At 68.6% G+C, this 19,198-nt stretch carries 19 protein-coding genes; 15 read left to right on the plus strand and 4 right to left on the minus strand.

Annotated elements, in window-relative coordinates; translation table 11 throughout:
- Positions 1-16 precede the first annotated feature (16 nt).
- On the plus strand, positions 17-1,705 hold the full coding sequence (locus ABIB51_RS12515; protein ID WP_354188432.1) for an HNH endonuclease signature motif containing protein: 1,689 nt from the start codon (positions 17-19) through the stop codon (positions 1,703-1,705).
- A 476-nt stretch (positions 1,706-2,181) separates the two neighbouring features.
- On the opposite strand, the gene ABIB51_RS12520 is transcribed toward ABIB51_RS12515, so the two are convergent.
- Entirely contained in the window at positions 2,182-2,355 is a 174-nt protein-coding gene (locus tag ABIB51_RS12520; protein ID WP_354188434.1) for a hypothetical protein, read from the minus strand.
- 155 nt (positions 2,356-2,510) lie between these two features.
- On the opposite strand from ABIB51_RS12520, the gene ABIB51_RS12525 reads away from it, so the two are divergent.
- From ABIB51_RS12525 to ABIB51_RS12575, 11 genes are all read left to right on the plus strand, one after another.
- Positions 2,511-3,494: a bifunctional riboflavin kinase/FAD synthetase gene (locus tag ABIB51_RS12525; protein WP_354188436.1), complete on the plus strand. Its 984-nt coding sequence runs from the start codon at positions 2,511-2,513 to the stop codon at positions 3,492-3,494.
- A 90-nt stretch (positions 3,495-3,584) separates the two neighbouring features.
- Positions 3,585-4,439 (plus strand): tryptophan 2,3-dioxygenase, encoded by an 855-nt coding sequence (gene kynA, locus ABIB51_RS12530; protein ID WP_354188438.1) that lies wholly within the window; start codon positions 3,585-3,587, stop codon positions 4,437-4,439.
- Positions 4,436-5,719 carry a kynureninase gene (locus ABIB51_RS12535; RefSeq protein WP_354188440.1) on the plus strand — a complete coding sequence of 428 codons (1,284 nt, stop codon included), beginning with the start codon at positions 4,436-4,438 and terminating at the stop codon, positions 5,717-5,719. Before kynA ends, ABIB51_RS12535 begins: the two co-directional genes overlap by 4 nt.
- A gap of 139 nt (positions 5,720-5,858) precedes the next feature.
- A complete protein-coding gene (gene rpsO / locus ABIB51_RS12540) occupies positions 5,859-6,128 on the plus strand; it encodes a 30S ribosomal protein S15 (RefSeq protein WP_104063120.1) in 270 nt (89 codons plus the stop codon).
- Positions 6,129-6,376: 248 nt separating this feature from the next.
- Positions 6,377-8,638 carry a polyribonucleotide nucleotidyltransferase gene (locus ABIB51_RS12545; protein ID WP_354188442.1) on the plus strand — a complete coding sequence of 754 codons (2,262 nt, stop codon included), beginning with the start codon at positions 6,377-6,379 and terminating at the stop codon, positions 8,636-8,638.
- A gap of 105 nt (positions 8,639-8,743) precedes the next feature.
- The gene (locus ABIB51_RS12550) at positions 8,744-10,087 is read left to right on the plus strand and encodes a M16 family metallopeptidase (protein ID WP_354188444.1); all 1,344 of its coding nucleotides are present in this window, start codon (positions 8,744-8,746) and stop codon (positions 10,085-10,087) included.
- An 86-nt stretch (positions 10,088-10,173) separates the two neighbouring features.
- Positions 10,174-10,659, plus strand: coding sequence for a DUF1579 domain-containing protein (locus ABIB51_RS12555; protein WP_354188446.1), 486 nt, complete (start codon positions 10,174-10,176; stop codon positions 10,657-10,659).
- Positions 10,660-10,759: 100 nt separating this feature from the next.
- A complete protein-coding gene (locus tag ABIB51_RS12560) occupies positions 10,760-11,566 on the plus strand; it encodes a class I adenylate-forming enzyme family protein (protein WP_354188448.1) in 807 nt (268 codons plus the stop codon).
- Positions 11,566-12,228, plus strand: a complete 663-nt coding sequence (locus tag ABIB51_RS12565) for a TetR/AcrR family transcriptional regulator (RefSeq protein ID WP_354188450.1) — start codon at positions 11,566-11,568, stop codon at positions 12,226-12,228. Before ABIB51_RS12560 ends, ABIB51_RS12565 begins: the two co-directional genes overlap by 1 nt.
- Positions 12,229-12,232: 4 nt before the next feature.
- Positions 12,233-12,664, plus strand: a complete 432-nt coding sequence (locus ABIB51_RS12570) for an alpha/beta fold hydrolase (protein ID WP_354188452.1) — start codon at positions 12,233-12,235, stop codon at positions 12,662-12,664.
- Between the two features lie 70 nt (positions 12,665-12,734).
- Positions 12,735-13,070: a hypothetical protein gene (locus ABIB51_RS12575; protein WP_354188453.1), complete on the plus strand. Its 336-nt coding sequence runs from the start codon at positions 12,735-12,737 to the stop codon at positions 13,068-13,070.
- Positions 13,071-13,101: 31 nt separating this feature from the next.
- Here ABIB51_RS12575 and ABIB51_RS12580 read toward each other — a convergent pair whose 3' ends face one another.
- Positions 13,102-13,383 (minus strand): hypothetical protein, encoded by a 282-nt coding sequence (locus ABIB51_RS12580; RefSeq protein ID WP_354188455.1) that lies wholly within the window; start codon positions 13,381-13,383, stop codon positions 13,102-13,104.
- A gap of 138 nt (positions 13,384-13,521) precedes the next feature.
- Here ABIB51_RS12580 and ABIB51_RS12585 point away from each other — a divergent pair, with 138 nt between their 5' ends.
- Positions 13,522-14,676, plus strand: coding sequence for a helix-turn-helix transcriptional regulator (locus ABIB51_RS12585; RefSeq protein ID WP_354188457.1), 1,155 nt, complete (start codon positions 13,522-13,524; stop codon positions 14,674-14,676).
- Here the strand turns inward: ABIB51_RS12585 and ABIB51_RS12590 are convergent.
- Both ABIB51_RS12590 and moaA read right to left on the minus strand, forming a co-directional pair.
- Positions 14,673-14,939: a MoaD/ThiS family protein gene (locus ABIB51_RS12590; RefSeq protein ID WP_354188459.1), complete on the minus strand. Its 267-nt coding sequence runs from the start codon at positions 14,937-14,939 to the stop codon at positions 14,673-14,675. The genes ABIB51_RS12585 and ABIB51_RS12590 overlap by 4 nt on opposite strands.
- 7 nt (positions 14,940-14,946) lie before the next feature.
- Positions 14,947-16,086: a GTP 3',8-cyclase MoaA gene (gene moaA / locus ABIB51_RS12595; protein ID WP_354188461.1), complete on the minus strand. Its 1,140-nt coding sequence runs from the start codon at positions 16,084-16,086 to the stop codon at positions 14,947-14,949.
- A 277-nt stretch (positions 16,087-16,363) separates the two neighbouring features.
- On the opposite strand from moaA, the gene ABIB51_RS12600 reads away from it, so the two are divergent.
- A complete protein-coding gene (locus tag ABIB51_RS12600) occupies positions 16,364-17,836 on the plus strand; it encodes a molybdopterin-dependent oxidoreductase (protein WP_354188609.1) in 1,473 nt (490 codons plus the stop codon).
- Positions 17,837-17,935: 99 nt separating this feature from the next.
- Complete coding sequence (locus tag ABIB51_RS12605) at positions 17,936-19,159, plus strand: molybdopterin molybdotransferase MoeA (protein WP_354188463.1); 1,224 nt, start codon at positions 17,936-17,938, stop codon at positions 19,157-19,159.
- Positions 19,160-19,198: the final 39 nt, after the last annotated feature.

Consider the following 19,198-nt stretch of genomic DNA (forward strand, 5'->3'; position numbering starts at 1 on the left):
CTGGCAGAGTTCAGTTATGGAGGCAATAGCAGACTTCACTCCGGACCAGGCCGCGCAGGCCGTGGCTCACCGCGGTTCGGGTGGCCTCGACAGCGCCATGGACGGGGCGCTTGGCCTGCTGTGCGATGCAACGACGACGGCGGTCGCAGACTCGGCACTGTTTGGCACGAAGGAAGCCGCGGACTTCGCCGGCCGCGTGGAGGAACTAACCTGCCTGGCCGAGTACTTGCAGCTCATTGCCGCCGCCGCGGTCGACCGGGCCCGGAACCAGGCGTCCACGGCATTGAGCGGATCCGGTGCCGGCGCACCCGCGGGGTGGTTGACGGGCTGGAACACGGCGGAAAGTGTCCCGCCGGACGTGGTGCCCGGAGCGGCCGCGCCGCCGGAATATGTGGATGACGGCTACCGGAGTACCGCCGAGTTCCTGCGGGCACGGTTGCGGATCAGCGCCGCGGAAGCCCGCCGTCGGCTCTCGCTCGTCGGCGCCGTCCTGCCACGTACCGGAATCGGAGGCCGGTGCCTCCCCGCCGCGAACGAAGAGCTCGCTGCGGCAGTCGCCGCTGGAAGCATCGCTTCCCGCGCCGCCACCGTCATTGCCCTCTCGCTGGACCGGGTCCGTCAGCGGGTCCCGCCAGAGACGGCGGCCCGGATGGAGCATGCCCTGACCCTGACGGCCATCGAGAATGATCACGATTTCCTGACCCGGATCGCCAAACGCTGGACGGACGCCTTGGACCAGGACGGCGACGAGCCCGGCGAAACGGAACTTCGTCAGCGGCAGGGCGCCTTCATCCGGCAGGACCGGCGAGGGCTGCATTATCTGGAAATTTTCGCCACGACAGATCAGTTCGAGCACCTCATCACGGTCATGAATGTCGCCACGAACCCGCGCATCGACAAGGGCGGCGCAGCTGCAGATCAAACTGGCGCCACCGCAGACGATGCCGGTGCCGCCGGGCCCGAGGGCGATGACCAGGAAGCGCCTGGTTTTCGGGAAGAACCAGGCGCCGAACAGTTGCACCAACGTTCCAGGCCACAGCGTCTCCTGGACGGCCTCGTCAGTGCCTGCAAGGCCGCTCTCGCAGCCGGAGGCCTGCCCGCGACGGGCGGCTTGCGCCCGCAGGTGATGGTCACCATCGACTACCGGCATCTGCTCGACCAGCTCGAAGGGGCGGCCCCGGACACCGGCGGTCCAGGCTCGAATGTGGGAATGCTGATGTTCGCGGGTCCGGTCACCGCCTCGACCGTGCGCAAGACCGCTTGCGACGCCGACGTCATTCCTGTCCTCCTCGGCGGCGAGGGCAGGATCCTGGACATCGGCCGCGCCTCGAGGCTCTTCCCACCGCATGTCAGGAAGGCCCTATCTGCGAGGGACGGGGGCTGCGCGTTCCCGCAATGCACCGTTCCAGCGCCCTGGTGCGAGGCCCACCACATCGACTACTGGTCGCGGGGCGGGAGGACCGGAGCCGGCAACGGCGCCCTGCTCTGCTCGCACCACCATCACCTGATCCACAAGGAACAATGGGTCATCGAGATACGAGGCGGAGTTCCTGGTTCATCCCGCCGCCACATGTGGACCCGCGCCGGAACCGCTACTTCCGGCTCGAATGATGCCCGACGGCGCAGCCGGTGCCAGTTCGCCCCGGCTGCTGGTTCGCCCTTCAGGACAGCTTCCACTTCCACCAGATGGATCCGGGCTCGGTAACCGTAGATCGTCGTTTCTCCGTCCGCGCGGACCGGTTGCCGATGACAACGAGGGCCGTCGAAGTGCTGCCGCGGTGACTCGAAACGGATCCAATCGACGCACCTTTCGGTGACTGTGCCGGTCAACAGGCCGCAACCGGCCGCCAGGGCGCGGGCCAGGAGCGCGACGAGCACCGTTCGGCAGTTCCTCCCATCCCACAACATAGCTGCGCCCGGTGGTGTGGTCCACGGCTTACCAAGGGCCTCACGGAACGGACGGTAAACGGGGCTTCCGTTGCCCGCTGACAGCCTTGGCCCGGGACCTCGGCGACGCCACCGGCTCCGTCACCGATATCTACCTGCCGAAATGGTTCGCGCGGAACCTGCCCGTGATTCACATCCCGCTGATCCTGGCCGCGGTGGCTCTGCTCTGGCGGAATCACCGCTTGGCCCACTCCGGGACGGCAACGGCGGAACGGGAGCGGAGGCCGGCGCAGGCTAGCGCAGGGGAAACCCGTTGACGTCCACGCGGAAGCTCTCGATGACCTTGTTCGTCGCGGTGCTGACTGCCACGTTTTCCTGCGGCAGTCCCGCCATGTCACCCGAAGCGGGCGTGCCGTTCCACCAGCCCTCATAGCCGCCGGCAGTCGCCGGCGCTGAAGCGGGCGGCATCGATGGAACGACCCTCCCAGCTCGCGCCACAGCGCCCGGGCGGCCTTCCCGGGGCGTCGGGGACCTGCGGTGAATGCGGGTAATCTTAGAGAGTTCCGGGGCCGGCACCTTTGCTCCGGACGAGCTCATGGCAGGCAGCAAAAAAGGCGAGGTTGATGGTCCACATCTGGAACGATCCGTCCGAAGTCCCGGCGGACTTCGGTCCTTCCGTTGTCACGTTCGGCAATTTCGACGGCGTGCACCGCGGTCACCAACAGGTGCTCTCCCAGCTCATCCGGGTAGCCCGGGTGAACCACGGCCGCGCCGTTGCCATCACCTTCGATCCGCACCCCGCGCAGGTACACCGGCCCGAGTCCGCGCCGGAACTGATCATGGGGCTGGAGGACAAGCTGGCGGCCCTCGGCGAGGTGGGCCTCGACGCCGTGCTGGTGATGAAGTACTCACTCGAGCTGGCCAGCCTCACACCGGAAGAATTCGTTTCCTCGGTCCTGGTCGACAGCCTCCGCGCCAGCCACGTCGTGATCGGCCACGATGCCCGCTTCGGCCGCGGCAACACCGGGGACCTGCACACCATGCAGGAACTCGGGAAAAAGCTCGGCTTCGAAGTGCTGGTGATCAGCGAGTTCGGTTCCGAGGGATTCCCCATCCACGGCGACGACGATTCGGACCGCCGCTGCTCCTCCACCTGGGTCCGGGAGGCCCTGCGGGAGGGAGATGTCGCCACCGCCGCCGCCGTCCTCGGCCGGCCGCACCGGATGCGCGGCGAAGTGGTGCACGGTGCCGCGCGCGGCCGCGACCTCGGCTTCCCCACAGCCAACCTCGGCCCCAGCGCGACCGGCTACATCCCCGCGGACGGCATCTACGCCGGCTGGCTGGTGGACCAGGCCGGTACGCGCTGGCCGGCCGCCATCTCCGTCGGCTCCAACCCCACCTTCGACGGTGTCAGCCGGCAGGTGGAAGCCCACGTCATCGACCGGCCGGAAGAGGACGTCGACGACTTCGATCTGTACGACCAGACTGTAGTGGTGGAATTTGTCGCCAGGCTGCGCGGCATGGTGGCGTACCGTGGCCCTGAAGCGCTGGTTGACCAGATGCGGCTTGACGTGGTCCAGGCCCACGAGATCCTGTTTGCGCACTGATTACTGCACTACCCCGTAGGCCCTGGTCCGCGGCGTCCCGGCGTCGGTTCGCGGATTGATTCACAGCCATTGGCAAGGAAGGCAAGAGACGTGACCATTGAGAAAAACACGAGGGAGCTGGACAAGGACATCGTCCGCGACTTCAGCTCGCGGATGAGCTACGCATCCTACCTGCAGCTGCCCACGCTGCTGAGCGCCCAGCAGCCGGTCAGCGCCCCGGAGCACCACGACGAGATGCTGTTCATCATCCAGCACCAGACCACGGAACTGTGGCTCAAACTGGTCCTGCATGAGCTCCGCAGTGCCGCCGCCTGGCTCCGCGCCGACGACCTCGGCTCGGCCCTGAAGGCGATCGCCCGGGTCAAGCACATCCAGAAGACCCTCACCGAGCAGTGGTCCGTGCTCGCCACCCTCACGCCCACCGAGTACTCGCAGTTCCGCGGTTTCCTGGGCAACTCCTCCGGGTTCCAGTCCAGCCAGTACCGCGCCGTCGAGTTCCTGCTCGGCAACAAGAACCGCAAGATGCTGCCGGTGTTCGAATCCGATCCGGAGGCCCATGCCATGCTGCTGGAGCTCCTCGAAGCGCCCAGCATCTATGACGACTTCCTGGCCTACCTCAAGCGCCAGGGCTTCGACGTTCCGGTGTCCCTCCTGGAGCGGGACGTCACCAAAGCCCACGAGTTCTGCCCGGAACTGGTCCCGGTGTTCAAATACATCTACGAGAACGCTGCCGACAACTGGGGCGCCTACGAGGCCTGCGAGGAACTCGTGGACCTCGAGGACAACTTCCAGCTCTGGCGCTTCCGGCACCTGCGCACCGTGCAGCGCACCATCGGCATGAAGTCCGGCACCGGCGGCTCCAGCGGGGCGGCCTTCCTGCAGAAGGCCCTCGAACTGACCTTTTTCCCCGAGCTCTTCGCCGTCCGGACGGAGATCGGCCAGTGAGCATCCCCGCCAGCACTGAAGCGACCGACATCCTGTGGCAGCGGGCCCGGGACCTCGACGCCGCCGACCCGCTCTCCGCGTACCGCGAGCACTTCATCGGCACCGACACGGCGCTGTCCTACCTCGACGGCAACTCCCTGGGCCGCCCACTCAAGCGCACCGTAGCCGACGTCGGCAGCTTCATCCAGGAGAGCTGGGGCGGCCGGCTGATCCGCGGCTGGGACGAGGAATGGCTGGAGCTCCCGCAGGCCATCGGCGACCAGCTGGGACGGGCCGTCCTCGGCGCCGCCCCGGGGCAGACCATCATCGCCGACTCCACCACGGTGGTGCTCTACAAGCTGATCCGGGCCGCGCTGGCTGCCGTCACAGACCCCGCCCGCACCGAAATCGTGCTGGACACGGACAATTTCCCCACCGACCGCTACCTCGTCGAGGGCATCGCCCGCGAAGGGGGACTGACGCTGCGCTGGATCGACGCCGATCCCGCCTCCGGCGTGACGGTCGAGCAGGTGCGCGCCGCCACCGGGCCGGCCACCGCCGTCGTGGTCCTGAGCCAGATCGCCTACCGCTCCGGGTTCCTCGCGGACCTGCCGGGGATCACGGCCGCCGTGCATGACGCCGGCGCCCTCATGGTCTGGGACCTGTGCCATTCCGCGGGTTCCGTGGAAATCGGCCTGGACGCTGCGGACGTCGACTTCGCCGCCGGCTGCACCTACAAGTACCTGAACGGGGGACCGGGCTCGCCCGCGTTCGCCTACGTCAACGCCCGGCACCTGCCGGGCCTGCAGCAGCCGATCTGGGGCTGGATGGGCCGCAAGGACGCGTTCGAGATGGGCTCCGGCTACGAGGCGGCCGCCGGCATCCGCGGGTTCCTGAGCGGAACTCCGGCGATTTTCGGGATGCTCGCCATGCGCGGGACTCTGGATTTGCTCGAAGAAGCGGGCATGGCGGCGGTCCGCGAGAAATCCCGGCTGCTGACCGCGTTCGCCGTCGAACTCCATGACGCCTGGCTGGCGCCGGCGGGTGTGACCCTGGGAACGCCGCGCGACCCGGAACTGCGCGGCAGCCACATCACCGTGGACCACCCCGCGTTCCGGGAGATGACCGCGGCGCTGTGGGACCAGGACGTCATCCCCGATTTCCGTGCGCCGCAGGGCATCCGGATCGGGTTGTCCCCGCTCAGCACGTCGTTTGCCGAGCTTTACCGCGGCGTCGCCGCCATCCGGGAACGGCTGGGGAGCGGCGGTTTCGACAAGATCACAAGCGTGCCGGTAAACTAAACGTTGGATCCGGCTGCAGTCCGTGGCGGCTGGCTCTTGTTGTGTACGGGAAAGCCTCTTTTTGGAGGGCTAATCCGGCGCAGCACCCCCGGCAGTGAGTTACTGATTCGGGCCTCACGGCACATCTCTAGGAGTTATCGTGGCACTTGAAGCCGCTGTAAAGCAGTCCATCATTCAGGATTTCGCAACGTCCGAGGGCGACACCGGTTCGCCGGAGGTCCAGGTTGCAGTCCTGACTCAGCGGATCAAGGATCTCACTGAGCACATGAAGGTGCACAAGCACGATTACCACACCCAGCGCGGTCTGCTGGCCATGGTTGGTCGTCGCAAGCGCATGCTGACCTACCTCAAGAACACTGACATCACCCGCTACCGCGCGCTCATCGAGCGTCTCGGCCTGCGCCGCTAGTCAGCTTTAAGGGGCGGCCCCTTCCGTGACGGAAAGGGCCGCCTTCTTCAAATAAAAACTCAACAGGAGGATCAACCGCATCACGCATTCGCGGTCCTCGGTAGTGATCCCCGGGAACGGCTTCAAAGAGTGAAGCCCTAGCCCGTGGGTCTCGATCGATGACCGGGTGCAGTGCAGGCCAGTAGACAGATGCTGGACTGGGTTGATGCGGCTGGGCTCCGTGAACCATGAAACGGAGGTGACTCTCTATGGAGGGTCCCGAAATCCAGTTCTCAGAAGCAGTCATTGACAATGGCCGCTTCGGCAAGCGTGTAATCCGCTTTGAAACCGGCCGCCTTGCCAAGCAGGCAGCCGGCGCATCGATGGTCTACCTCGACGAAGAGACCGCGCTGCTGTCCGCCACCACCGCCGGCAAGCACCCGCGTGAAGGATTCGACTTCTTCCCGCTGACAGTCGACGTCGAAGAGCGTATGTACGCCGCCGGCCGCATCCCGGGCTCGTTCTTCCGCCGCGAAGGCCGCCCGTCCACGGAAGCGATCCTCGCCTGCCGCCTGATGGACCGCCCGCTGCGTCCCGCCTTCGTCAAGGGCCTGCGCAACGAGGTCCAGATCGTCGTCACCGTGCTGTCCATCAACCCGGACGAGCTCTACGACGTAGTGGCGATCAACGCTTCCTCGATGTCCACCCAGCTCTCCGGCCTGCCGTTCTCCGGCCCGATCGGCGGCGTCCGCGTTGCCCTGATCGCCGACGAGCACGGTTCGCAGTGGGTTGCGTTCCCGAAGCACTCCCAGCTCGAGAACGCCGTCTTCAACATGGTCGTCGCCGGCCGCGTCAAGAGCGGTGCCGAAGGCGATGACATTGCCATCATGATGGTTGAAGCCGAAGCTACCGACAACTCCTGGAACCTCATCAAGGAACAGGGCGCCACCGCCCCGACCGAAGAGGTTGTTTCCGAAGGCCTCGAGGCTGCCAAGCCGTTCATCAAGGCCCTCTGCGACGCACAGTCCGACCTGGCAGCACGCGCCGCCAAGCCGACCGTCGAGTTCCCGGTCTTCCTGGACTACCAGGACGACGTCTACGCCGCTGTGGAGTCCGCTGCCGCCGAGAAGCTGGCCGCTATCTTCCAGATCGCCGACAAGCAGGAACGCGACACCGCGTCCGACGAGCTCAAGGACGAGGTCACCTCTTCCCTGGCCGGCCAGTTCGAAGGCCGCGAGAAGGAGCTGTCCGCAGCCTTCCGCTCGGTCACCAAGCACGTTGTGCGCCAGCGCATCCTCACGGACCAGATCCGCATCGACGGCCGCGGCCTGACGGACATCCGCCAGCTCACCGCCGAGGTTGAGGTTCTGCCCCGCGTCCACGGATCGGCCATCTTCGAGCGCGGCGAAACCCAGATCATGGGTGTCACCACGCTGAACATGCTCAAGATGGAACAGCAGATCGACTCGCTGTCTCCCGTGACGCGCAAGCGCTACATGCACAACTACAACTTCCCGCCGTACTCCACCGGCGAGACCGGCCGCGTCGGTTCGCCGAAGCGCCGCGAAATCGGCCACGGTGCCCTCGCAGAGCGCGCCATCATGCCGGTGCTGCCGTCCCGCGAGGAATTCCCCTACGCCATCCGCCAGGTGTCTGAGGCTCTCAGCTCCAACGGTTCGACGTCGATGGGTTCCGTCTGCGCCTCCACGCTGTCCCTGCTCAACGCAGGTGTGCCGCTGAAGGCCGCCGTCGCCGGTATCGCCATGGGCCTGGTCTCCGACCAGGTTGACGGCCAGACCCGCTACGCCGCCCTGACCGATATCCTCGGCGCCGAAGATGCCTTCGGCGACATGGACTTCAAGGTTGCCGGTACCGCTGAGTTCGTCACGGCCATCCAGCTGGACACCAAGCTCGACGGCATCCCGGCGTCGGTCCTGGCCGCCGCCCTGAAGCAGGCCCGCGAAGCCCGCCTGCACATCCTGGACGTCCTGAACTCAGCGATCGACACCCCGGACGAGCTCTCCGAGTTCGCGCCGCGCGTCATCGCGGTCAAGATCCCGGTAGACAAGATCGGCGAGGTCATCGGCCCGAAGGGCAAGATGATCAACCAGATCCAGGAAGACACCGGAGCCGACATCTCGATCGAGGACGACGGAACTGTCTACATCGGCGCCACGAACGGCCCGTCTGCCGACGCAGCACGGTCCGCGATCAACGCAATCGCCAACCCGCAGATCCCGGAAATCGGCGAGCGCTACCTGGGCACGGTCGTCAAGACCACGGCCTTCGGCGCCTTCGTTTCCCTGACTCCGGGCAAGGACGGCCTCCTGCACATCTCCGAGCTGCGCAAGATCGCCGGCGGCAAGCGCGTGGACAACGTCGAGGACGTCGTCTCCGTGGGCCAGAAGATCCAGGTGGAAATCACCAAGATCGACGACCGCGGAAAGCTTTCCCTGTCACCCGTAGTGGCTGACGGTGCGGGCGCCGGGGACGCAGACAACGCTGAGGTCTCCGAGGAGTCCGCAGAGTAGTCTCTCCTGTACCAAAGCGCGGGGCCGGTGGATCAACCACCGGCCCCGCTGCTGTTAAAGGTAGGATTGCAGCCAGATTTGGCACGTGTTCAATGAAAGGCCTTGATGACTGTCGTCCCCCTGCCGCTAGAGCAGAACCAGCACGCTGACACCCTGATCCACGGAGCCGACGGCGGCTCCGAAGTGCGCCGCTCGGTCCTGCCCGGCGGCGTCCGTGTGCTGACAGAGGCGATGCCCGGCCAGCGCTCTGCCACGATCGGATTCTGGGTCGGAGTGGGTTCCCGCGACGAGGCGCCCGGTCAGCACGGCTCCACCCACTTCCTGGAGCACCTGCTCTTCAAAGGCACCAAGCGCCGCACCGCCCTGGAGATCGCCTCGGCCTTCGACGAGGTGGGCGGAGAGTCCAACGCGGCCACCGCGAAGGAAAGCACCTGCTACTTCGCCCGTGTGCTGGACACGGACCTTCCCATGGCGATCGACGTCATTGCGGACATGATCACCGGCGCCGTCCTGGACCCGCAGGAGATGGAGCAGGAGCGGGACGTCATCCTCGAGGAAATCGCCATGGACAGCGATGACCCCACCGACGTCGCGCACGAGAACTTCGTCGCCGCCGTTTTGGGAACCCATCCGCTGGGCCGCCCCATCGGCGGCACCCCGGACGCCATCCGGGCCGTCGCCCGCGACTCGGTCTGGGACCACTACCGCCGCTACTACCGCCCCGACGAGCTCGTCATCACTGCGGCCGGAGGACTGGACCACGACGTCGTCTGCGGCCTCGTGGTGAACGCCCTGCATTCCGCCGGCTGGAGCCTCGAACCGGATGCGTCCCCGGTCCAGCGCCGCCCCACCGAACGTGCGGACATCACCGGCACCGCCGGCCTGCATGTGGTCAAGCGCCCCGTGGAGCAGGCCAACATCATCATGGGCTGCCCCACGATCGTGGCCACCGACGGCCGGCGCTTCGTCATGAGCGTGCTCAATGCCGTGCTCGGCGGCGGCATGTCCTCCAGGCTTTTCCAGGAGGTCCGGGAAAAGCGCGGACTTGTCTACTCGACGTACTCGTTCGCCTCGTCCTACGCCGACGCCGGCTACTTCGGCATGTACGCCGGGTGCACGCCCTCGAAGGTCCGCCAGGTCCTCGAACTCCTCGGCGCAGAACTGGACAACCTGGCCGAGGGCGGCATCTCCGACGAGGAGCTCCGCAAGGCGGTCGGCCAGCTCTGCGGCGGCATCGTGCTGGCCCTCGAGGACACCGGCTCCCGGATGTCCCGGCTGGGCCGCGCCGAACTGGTCTCCGGCGAATACCAGGACATCGACGAGACCCTGCGCCAGATCAAGGCTGTCACCGCGGCCGAAGTCCAGGAGCTGGCCCGCGAGCTCGCGGCCGCCCCAAGGACCGTCACTGTGGTGGGACCGTTCGAGGAAACCGAGACGTTCGGCCTCTGAGGCTCCCGGGAGCTGGACAGCGCTGGCGGGGCCGCGTGATGATGGGGTCGGGGTCACTCGGGAGGACCCCCACCTGGAAGGACAACATGAACCGTCCGCTGGCGGGCAGCGCGCATGAGGCTCTTGAGGCATTTGTGGGGCATTGGACCGGCACCACGCAGTGGGAGGCAACGCCCTGGGGCCCGGCGCGGTCGGCGACCGTCGAGTTGACGTTCGCCCGGGCCGCCGCCGGTCTCGCCGTCACGTACAGCTACCGGCACACGGACCCGGACGGCACCCGGTCCGAGGGCCACGGCGTGTTCACCATTGACCCTGACCACCCGGACACCCTTTGGTATCACGTCAACAGCATGGGTCTGCCCCCCGAGGCGCCGGCGCGGGCCATGTGGCAGGAGGGCACCCTCACCGTGGAACGGCGCAGCGACCGCGGCACCGCCCGGCACACGTTCCGCGTGGACGACGGCGTACTGACCCACGGCGCCGGGCTCCGGCTCGGCGCCGCCAGTGAATTCACGCCGTTCATGACCTCGGTCTGCCGGCGCGTGCCCGAGGCCGCCTCCGTCCCGGCCTAAGCCGCGCTCCGCTGCTGCTCAGCAGCCCCCGCCCCGCAACCCTCCGGCGGGCCCGGCACGCTGCCCCCGGCACATCAGGCGCCCGGACCTTTGCCATTTCATGATGGGCGTCCCCACGCACTACCTGATGCTGGCGGAACACCCTGATTTCGCGCACGCGGAGCTGGGGAACCTGCGGCACGCCGTGGTGGGCGGGGCGCCGATGCCCGCGCCGCTGCTGCGGATCTGGCACCGCAGGGGAGTGGCGCTCAGCCAGGGCTACGGGCTGACCGAGGCTTCCCCGAATGTGCTGTGCCTGGCCAACGAGGACGCCGCCCGGATGGTGGGCTATTCCGGCGAGCCCTACCCGCACGTATCGGTCGCCGTGGCCGACGCCGTCACCGGCGAGATCTTCGATGGCGCCGCCACCGGTGAGCTGCTGGTCGGCGGACCCGGGGTTTTTGCCGGCTATTTCCGCGACCCCGCTGCCACCGCCGCCGTCCTCGCGGACGGCTGGCTGCGCACCGGGGACCTGGTGGAACGCGACGCGGAGGGGTACATCAAAGTGGTGGACCGGCTCAAGGACATCTACATCTCCGGCGGCGAGAACGTCGCGCCGGCCGAGGTCGAGGCGGCCCTGCTGGCCCACCCGGCGGTGGGGCAGGCCGCCGTCGTCGGCGTGGCGGACGAGCGCTGGGGTGAAAGCGGCATCGCCTTCGTGGTGGTCCGCCCCGGCTCGGCCACCGACGAGCAGGAACTGCTGGAGCATGGCGCCGCCCGGCTGGCCCGCTTCAAGGTCCCGGCCCGGATCGAGATGGTCGGTGCGTTGCCCCGCACGGCCCTGAACAAGGTCCTCCGGGGCAGGCTGCGGCAGGAACTGGCGGACCGCGGGTCCGTTGCCCGCGAGTCCGTTGAAGGGGGCCGGTGATGAGCGCCGCACCGCGCACGGCACGGGGCACCCGCACCCGGGCCAAACTGCTGCAGGCCGCCGAGACAGTCTTCGCCTCGGTGGGCTATCACGAGGCCTCGATCGTGAAAATCACCGAGGAGGCAGGCGTCGGCCTGGGCACGTTCTACCTGTACTTCGAGGGCAAGCAGACCATCTTCGACGAGGTCGTCGAGGACCTGAACCGGCGGGTCCGGCACGCCATGAACGACGCCGCCCGCAGCGCCGGGACCCGGCTCGAGGCCGAACGGGCCGGTTTCAGGGCGTTCTTCAAATTCACCGCGGAACATCCTGCCCTGTACCGGATCATCCGGCAGGCCGAGTTCGTCTCGCCCGGCGCGCTCCGGCTGCACTACACCCGGATAGTCAACGGCTACATCGAAGGTCTCAAGGCGGCGCAGCTCAGCGGCGAGGTCCGGGAGATGGACCCCACCGTGGCGGCCTGGGCCCTGATGGGCATCGGCGAACTGATCGGCATGCGGTGGGTGCTGTGGGACGAGGAAGGCGCCGAACCGACGCCGGGCGCCCGCCCCGACGTGCCGGAAGAAGTCTTCGAGGAAATGATGAAGTTCATCGAGCGCGCCCTCGCCCCCGGCCCGGCCGCCGGAACCAGCGCCGGCCCCACCCGCCCCAGGAAGGGATAGCCCCATGACCCGTGCAACCTGCAACGCCAACTACCGGACCGCAGACATTGAGGTCCGCGGCGGCACCCTGCACACCGCCATCTGGGGACCGGAAGATCCGCACGTGCCGACCATCCTCGCCGTCCACGGAGTAACGGCGTCGCACAAGGCCTGGCCGTATCTCGCCGAGGCCATGCCCGGGGTGCGGATCATTGCCCCGGACCTCCGCGGACGGGGCCGCAGCAACGCGCTGCCCGCGCCCTACGGCATGCCGTCGCACGCCGAGGACCTTGCGGCCGTGCTTGCCGCCCTGGCCGCCGGCCCGGTGGTCGTCGTCGGGCATTCCATGGGCGCCTTCGCTGCCGTGGTGCTGGCCAACCTGTTCCCCGAGCGGGTGCGCTCCCTGGTCCTGGTGGACGGCGGCCGATCGCCTGACCGCCACTTTCCCCAGCCGTGAGGTCTACCGCGGCTTCTGGAAGCAGCATCCGGCGTTCAGCGCGGACTGGAGCCCGCTCGTGGAGGAGTACGTGGATTATGATCTCACCGGAGAGGAACCGGTGCTCCGGCCGGCCACGCGCTACCAGGCGATGGCGGACGACACCGCCGAGCTGCACCGCGGTGCTTCGCTGCTCAAGGCGCTAAATGAGCTGGCCGTGGACACCCAGGTTCTCCGGGCGCCGCGCGGACTTCTCAATGAGCCGGCGGGGCTGTACGCGCCGGGCTACCTGGACTCCTGGGCCCGGAGGCTGCCGGCCCTGCGGATCCGCGAGGTGCCGGACGTCAACCATTACACGATCGTCATGACCGAGGCCGGCGCGGGCGCCGTGGCGGAGAGCGCGCGGGAGGCCCTGGTGCTCCCTTGAGGCCCGGAACGGCCGCGGGACGCGCCTGTCATCAGGACGCGCACTCCATGACCCGGGTTTTCGGGGCGCCCAAAAGGGCGGGGGCGGTGTCGGGGGAGTTCCAGACCTTCGCACGCAGCTTGGCCAGGAAGGACTCGGCCTGCGCGTGCTGCTCGAAGTCGAGTTCAACCACGACGTAGTGCGGGTCGTCCACCGGCCGGCCGATCCGGTGCGCCGTAACTCCTGACGCCGCGCGGCCCACCGGGTCGCGGTCGAAAGCCGCCTTCCACATGCCGAAATCCTTGATCCCATGCTCGATCTGCAAGGTGTACATCGCACTTCCTCCTCGTGGCTGTGTGTCCCCTGGCCGGCGGGACATCACCACGCTAGGCCCGGCAGGGCGCGTACTGAATCCCAGAAATCTGGGTGCCGGACGGGCCCGGATTCCGCCGGTGCGGCGGATACTGAATCCATGACCAGCAGTTGGGCGTTGCACCGGAGCCTGGAACGGATCGGCAAGCTCTGCGGTGCTGCACTGGAGGACCACGAACTGCGCCGGCAGGCGCTCGATGAGCTGGCCGTGATTGTGCCGTTCAGCGCCTATGCCTGGCCGCTATCGGACCCGGAGTCGGCCACCGGGGTCTCGCCGATGGCCAGGATCCCGTGTCCGGAGGAGTTGCCGGAACTGATCCGGCTGAAGTACCTGACACCGGCCGGCCGCTGGACCGCGCTAATGGGTCAGCGCCGGCCGGCCATGAGCCTCCTCGCGGCCACCGGCGGGGAACCGTCACGCAGCCTGTTGTGGGACCGTCTGCTGCGGCGCTTCGGTGTGACCGACATGCTGTCCACGGTTTTCGCAGACAAATACGGTTGCTGGGGATGGCTTGACCTGTGGCGCAGCGGAGCCGGGGGAGGCTTCCCGGAAGCGGAGACGGCGTACCTCGGTGCAGCGGCGCCGCTGCTGGCCGGGGGGTTGCGCCGGAGCCGGGCGGCGCAGTGCCGGCGGGACGCCGCTGACGGCGCTGCTCCGCAAGCGGCCCGGAGGACCCTGCCGGAGCAGGCGGTACTGACCCTGGACGAGGGGATGGCAGTGCTGGGACAAACAGCCTCCGCGGGCGAATGGCTGGAGCTGCTGCAGCGCGGGCCGCGGCCGTACCAGGGTGTCCCGGCCGAGGTGCTCAATGTCGCAGCCCAGCTGCTGGCGAGGGAAGCCGGGGTGGACAGCCACCCGGCCATGTCGCGTGTGCCGGTCGGGTCCGGCGACTGGGCGCTGCTGCGCTCAACCAGGATGGATTCCGCAACCAGGATCGACGGCGGCCGGTCCCGGGCAGCGCCTCCGCTGGCGGTGACCATCCAGGTCTGCCCGGCGGCGGACCGCCTCGAGGTGTTTGCCCGGTGCTTTGCACTGACCGGGCAGCAGCGCCGGCTACTGGTGCTCGCCGTCGGCGGCCTCAATACTGCCGGGCTGGCCGCAGCCCTGCGGATCAGCCCCTACACCGTTCAGGACCAGTTCAAAGCGGTCTTCGCCGCGTGCGGGGTCCGCAGCAGAAGCGCGCTCCTGGCGCTGGCCCTGGGCACGGCGGCAGTGCCACCGCCGGCCGGACCTGATGCGCCGGTGGAAAGTTAGCCGCCCGCGAAGGGCGGGAGCACGTCCACGACGTCGGCCGGCCCGAGCGCCGCAGCGTGGTTCCGCACGGCCACCTCGTTGAGCAGGAAGGAGGACCGGGACAGGATGCGCGCCAGCGGCGGTGTCCCAGCCGGCGGTTTGGGACGCTCGACGGCGAGGATCGCCTCGAGCAGGCTCGCGAGGGTGTCCCCGTCGGAGAGGTCAAAATTTTCCTCGTCCACACCGGCGGCAGCGCGCGCGGCAGCGAAGTAGCGTACATTCATCCGTTGCTCAGCCTCCGATGGCGCTCATGCTGCGGTCCGGCTGGACGAAGTCCGGGGCGTCCAGCCCGACGTGGTCCATGCCGTGGGCCTTGGGCTTGATCCACATGGCGTCCTGCCAGCGTTCGGCGAGCTGTTCGTCGTCGGCACCTTCCCGGAGCAGCCCCAGCAGGTCCACCTCGTCGCGGGAGAACAGGCAGCTCATGATCTTGCCTTCGGCGGTGATCCTGGTGCGGCGGCAGTCCGAGCAGAACGGTTCGGTGACCGACGCGATGATGCCCACGGTCCCCAGCACTGGACCGGTGGCGTCCGCGGTGCCGGGCACGCGGGCACGGACCTCAAAGCGCTCGGCCGGGGCGCCGTCCCGGTCCCGCTGATCGGGGCTGAGCACATAGTCGACCGAAAGCAGCCCGCGGATCTCCGCCGCGGTGATCATGTTCCTGCGGGTCCAGCCGTGGTCGGCGTCGAGGGGCATCTGCTCGATGAAGCGGAGTTCATACCCGCGGTCCAGGGCCCAGGCCAGCAGCGACGGGGACTCGGCGTCGTTGATTCCGCGCATCAGCACGGCGTTGAGCTTCACCGGCCCCAGGCCGGCCGCCCAGGCGGCGTCCACCCCGGCCAGGACCCGGTCGAGGAAGGGGCGGCGGGTCAGTTTGGCGAAGGTTTCCTCATGCAGCGAATCAAGCGAGACATTGATTCGGGTAAGTCCCGCGGCCTTCAGTCCGGCCGCCTTCTTGTCGAGGCCGACGGCGTTTGTCGTCATCGAGATCGGCAGTTCCGGGTGGGCCTGGCGGAGGGCGGAGATGATGTCCAGCAGATCCGCGCGCACCAGCGGTTCCCCGCCGGTCAGCCGGAGTTCGCGCACACCCAGCATGTCCACGCCGATCCGCACGATCCGGACGATTTCTTCCGCCGACATGACGGCCTGCTTGGCCAGCCACTCCAGGCCTTCCGCCGGCATGCAGTACGTGCAGCGCAGGTTGCATTTGTCGGTCAGGGAAAGGCGCATGTCTGTGGCACGGCGGCCGAACCGGTCCACGAGTCCGGCGGGCATCCCGGCCGGGCGTCCGGGCAGCGACGGCGCGCCGGGAAGACCACCGGCGGGGCCGGTTCCTCCGCGGGGCTGGGGCATGCCAAGCTGAACACTCATATAGTCAGGCTACGCCACCTCAGGGTAAGCATCATCCCTGTTGAGCCGGTGATCTTAAGGATTTGCCTCCGCCGGGACGGCCATGCCGTGCCGGGTGCGCGCAGCGGCCCTCCGTGGGTGCGGGCCCGGTGCCGTGGCCCGGTTCCGAACCTATGCTGGAAGCGTGAACATCTCCCAGAGCGCGCCGGCGCAAACCGTTTCCGGAAACCGACGGATCCCGGACCGGCGGACCACCGCGTGGGCGGCCGCCGCCGGGGTGGTTGCCGTGGGTGCCGGGGTGGTCCTGGGCGAAGTCGCCGCCAGTCTTTTGAGCCCCTCCGTTTCACCCGTCACGGCCGTGGGCGGCGCCGTGATCGACGCTGTCCCGCCGGGAGTCAAGGACTGGGCGATCTCGTTGTTCGGCACGGCCGACAAAGTCGCGCTGGTGGCCGGCATCGTCCTCGCCATCGCGGGGCTGGCTGCCCTCTCCGGAGTCGTTGAGCTGCGCCGCCGGTTTGCCGGCGTGGCCGTCATTGCGGTGTTCGGCGCCGTGGGCGTGGTGGCCGTGCTGGGCCGGCCCGAGGTGACGGCCGTCGCGATCCCCATCCCGCTGCTGGTCGCGGCCGTGGGGATCGGGCTGCTGCGCTGGCTGATCCGGAGGTTGGCGGAATGGCAGGCCGACGCCGGAGCCGTGGCGGCCCCTGCCCGCCGCCGATTCCTGCAGGCGCTCGGCGGAACAGCCGCCGTCGCGGCCCTCGGAGCTGTGCTCGCCTCCACATTGCGGGGAGCCGCCGCCGTCGTGAGCGAAGTGCGCAGCAAACTCGTGCTCCCGGCGCCCGCGTCGCCGGCACCGGTGATCCCGGCCGGCGCCGAGCTGGGGCTGGACGGCATCGGCCCGCTCGTGACCCCCAACAAGGACTTTTACCGAATCGACACGGCGCTGCGGGTCCCGGTGGTGGACCCCGGCCCGTGGACGCTAAGGGTCACCGGACTCGTGGAGCAGGACGTGGAACTCGATTTCGCTGCCCTGCTGGCCAAGCCCCTGATAGAACGCCACGTGACCATAGCCTGCGTCTCCAACGAAGTGGGCGGTGACCTGATCGGAAACGCCCGCTGGCTGGGCTGGCCGGTCCGGGAACTGCTGGCCCTGGCCGTCCCGCAACCCGGCGCGGACATGGTGCTGTCCCGCAGCGCCGACGGCTGGACGGCGGGCACCCCGCTCGAGGTGCTGATGGACAACAGGGACGCGCTGCTGGCCGTCGGCATGAACGGAGAGCCGCTGCCCCTGGAGCACGGCTTCCCGGCCCGGCTCATCGTGCCCGGCCTCTACGGCTATGTCTCGGCGACGAAGTGGGTCACCGAGCTGAAGGTGACCCGCTTCGCGGACGATGTTGGCTACTGGACCCCCAGGGGCTGGAGCGACCGCGGCCCCATCAAAACCTCCTCCCGCATCGACGTGCCGCGGGCCAACCGCTCCGTCCCGGCGGGGACTGTTGCCTTCGGCGGCGTCGCGTGGTCCCAGCACACGGGCATCGGCAAGGTGGAACTCCGGGTGAACCGCGGCGCCTGGCAGCAGGCCCAGCTGGCTCCCGGGATCTCCAAAGACACCTGGTACCAGTGGAACCTGGCCCTGCCGCTGAGCCCGGGCCAATACGAGGTGCAGGTCCGGGCCACGGACCTCAACGGCGTCCCGCAGGTGGAGGACCGCGCCCCAGTGGTGCCGGACGGTGCCACCGGCTACCACACGGTTAGAGTTGACGTGAAGTCCTAGCGGACCGGCCCACCGGGCAGGGCCGACACAACACGACCAGACACGGGCCGGGCACAACAGGGCCGGGCCACCGGGCCACGACGAGGGGTCACATATCGTATGCACCGCACCCAGACACGGCGCCCCAGCGTGGACGAGCACCGCGAGTCAGTCCGCCGGCTGCTGGCCCCGCTCCGCACTCCGGACCGGATTGAAAAGCTTCCGCTGCTCGCGGCTCTCGGGCGCGGGCTCGCGGCGGACATCGTGGCACCGGTGGACCTCCCGCCCTTCGCCAACTCCCAGATGGACGGCTTCGCCATCCTGAGTTCGGACGTGCCCGACGGCGGGACGGAACTGCGCGTTGTGGCGCCCATCCCCGCCGGAGCCGCCCCGCAGGAACTCGCCCCCGGCACGGCCGCCCCGATCATGACCGGGGCCATGATGCCGCCGGGCGCTGACGCCGTCGTGCCCATTGAACAGGCCGTACCGGATTCCTTCCCCGTGCCCGGTGAGGCGGCCACTGTCACCGTGCCCGCCGCCCCGGCGGGGAACTTTGTCCGCGACGCGGGCAGCGACATCCGCGCCGGAGAGCCCGCCCTGGCCGCCGGGACGTTCCTGGGACCGGGACAACTGGGACTGCTGGCCGCGCTCGGGCTCACCGAAGTGGCTGTTTACCGCGCCCTGCGGATCCTCCTTGTCACCACCGGCGACGAAGTCGTGGAACCCGGCCGCCCGCTGGAGGCCGGCAAAATCTACGACTCCAATGGAACCCTTCTCGAAGCCGCGATGCGCCAGGCCGGCCTGGACGTGACCAGGACCGGGATTTCCACGGACCGGCCCGGGGAACTCGCCGCGCTGCTGCGCCGGCACGCCCCGGACGTGGACCTGATCGTCACCACCGGCGGCGTCAGCCAGGGCGCCTACGAGGTGGTCCGGCAGGCGATGGAAGGCCATGAGGTGGACTTCCTCGGCGTCGCCATGCAGCCCGGCGGCCCGCAGGGGATCGGAACGTTCGACGGCGTCCCCGTCCTCGGCTTCCCGGGGAACCCGGTGAGCTGCCTCGTCTCCTTCGAGATGTTCCTGCGCCCCGTACTGGGCGCCCTGTTCGGCGCGCCCGCCCCGCGTCCCGCGGTCCGGGCGCAGCTGGCCGAAGCCGTGACGTCACCGCCGGGCAAGCACCAGGTCCGGCGCGGCACGCTCCAGCCGGACGGCACGGTCCGCCTCGAAGGCGGCGCAGGCTCGCACCTGGTCAGCGCCCTGGCACACTCGAACGCCCTCATCCACGTCCCCGAAGGAATTGCCGCGCTCGCTGAGGGCGCAGAAGTGGAAGTATGGATGCTGTGAACGATGCAGATATCCCCACAACGGGAAACCCGGCAGGTG

Origin of the sequence: Arthrobacter sp. UYCu712 (assembly GCF_040547005.1) — a bacterium.
In the GTDB taxonomy this organism is placed as follows: Bacteria; Actinomycetota; Actinomycetes; order Actinomycetales; family Micrococcaceae; genus Arthrobacter.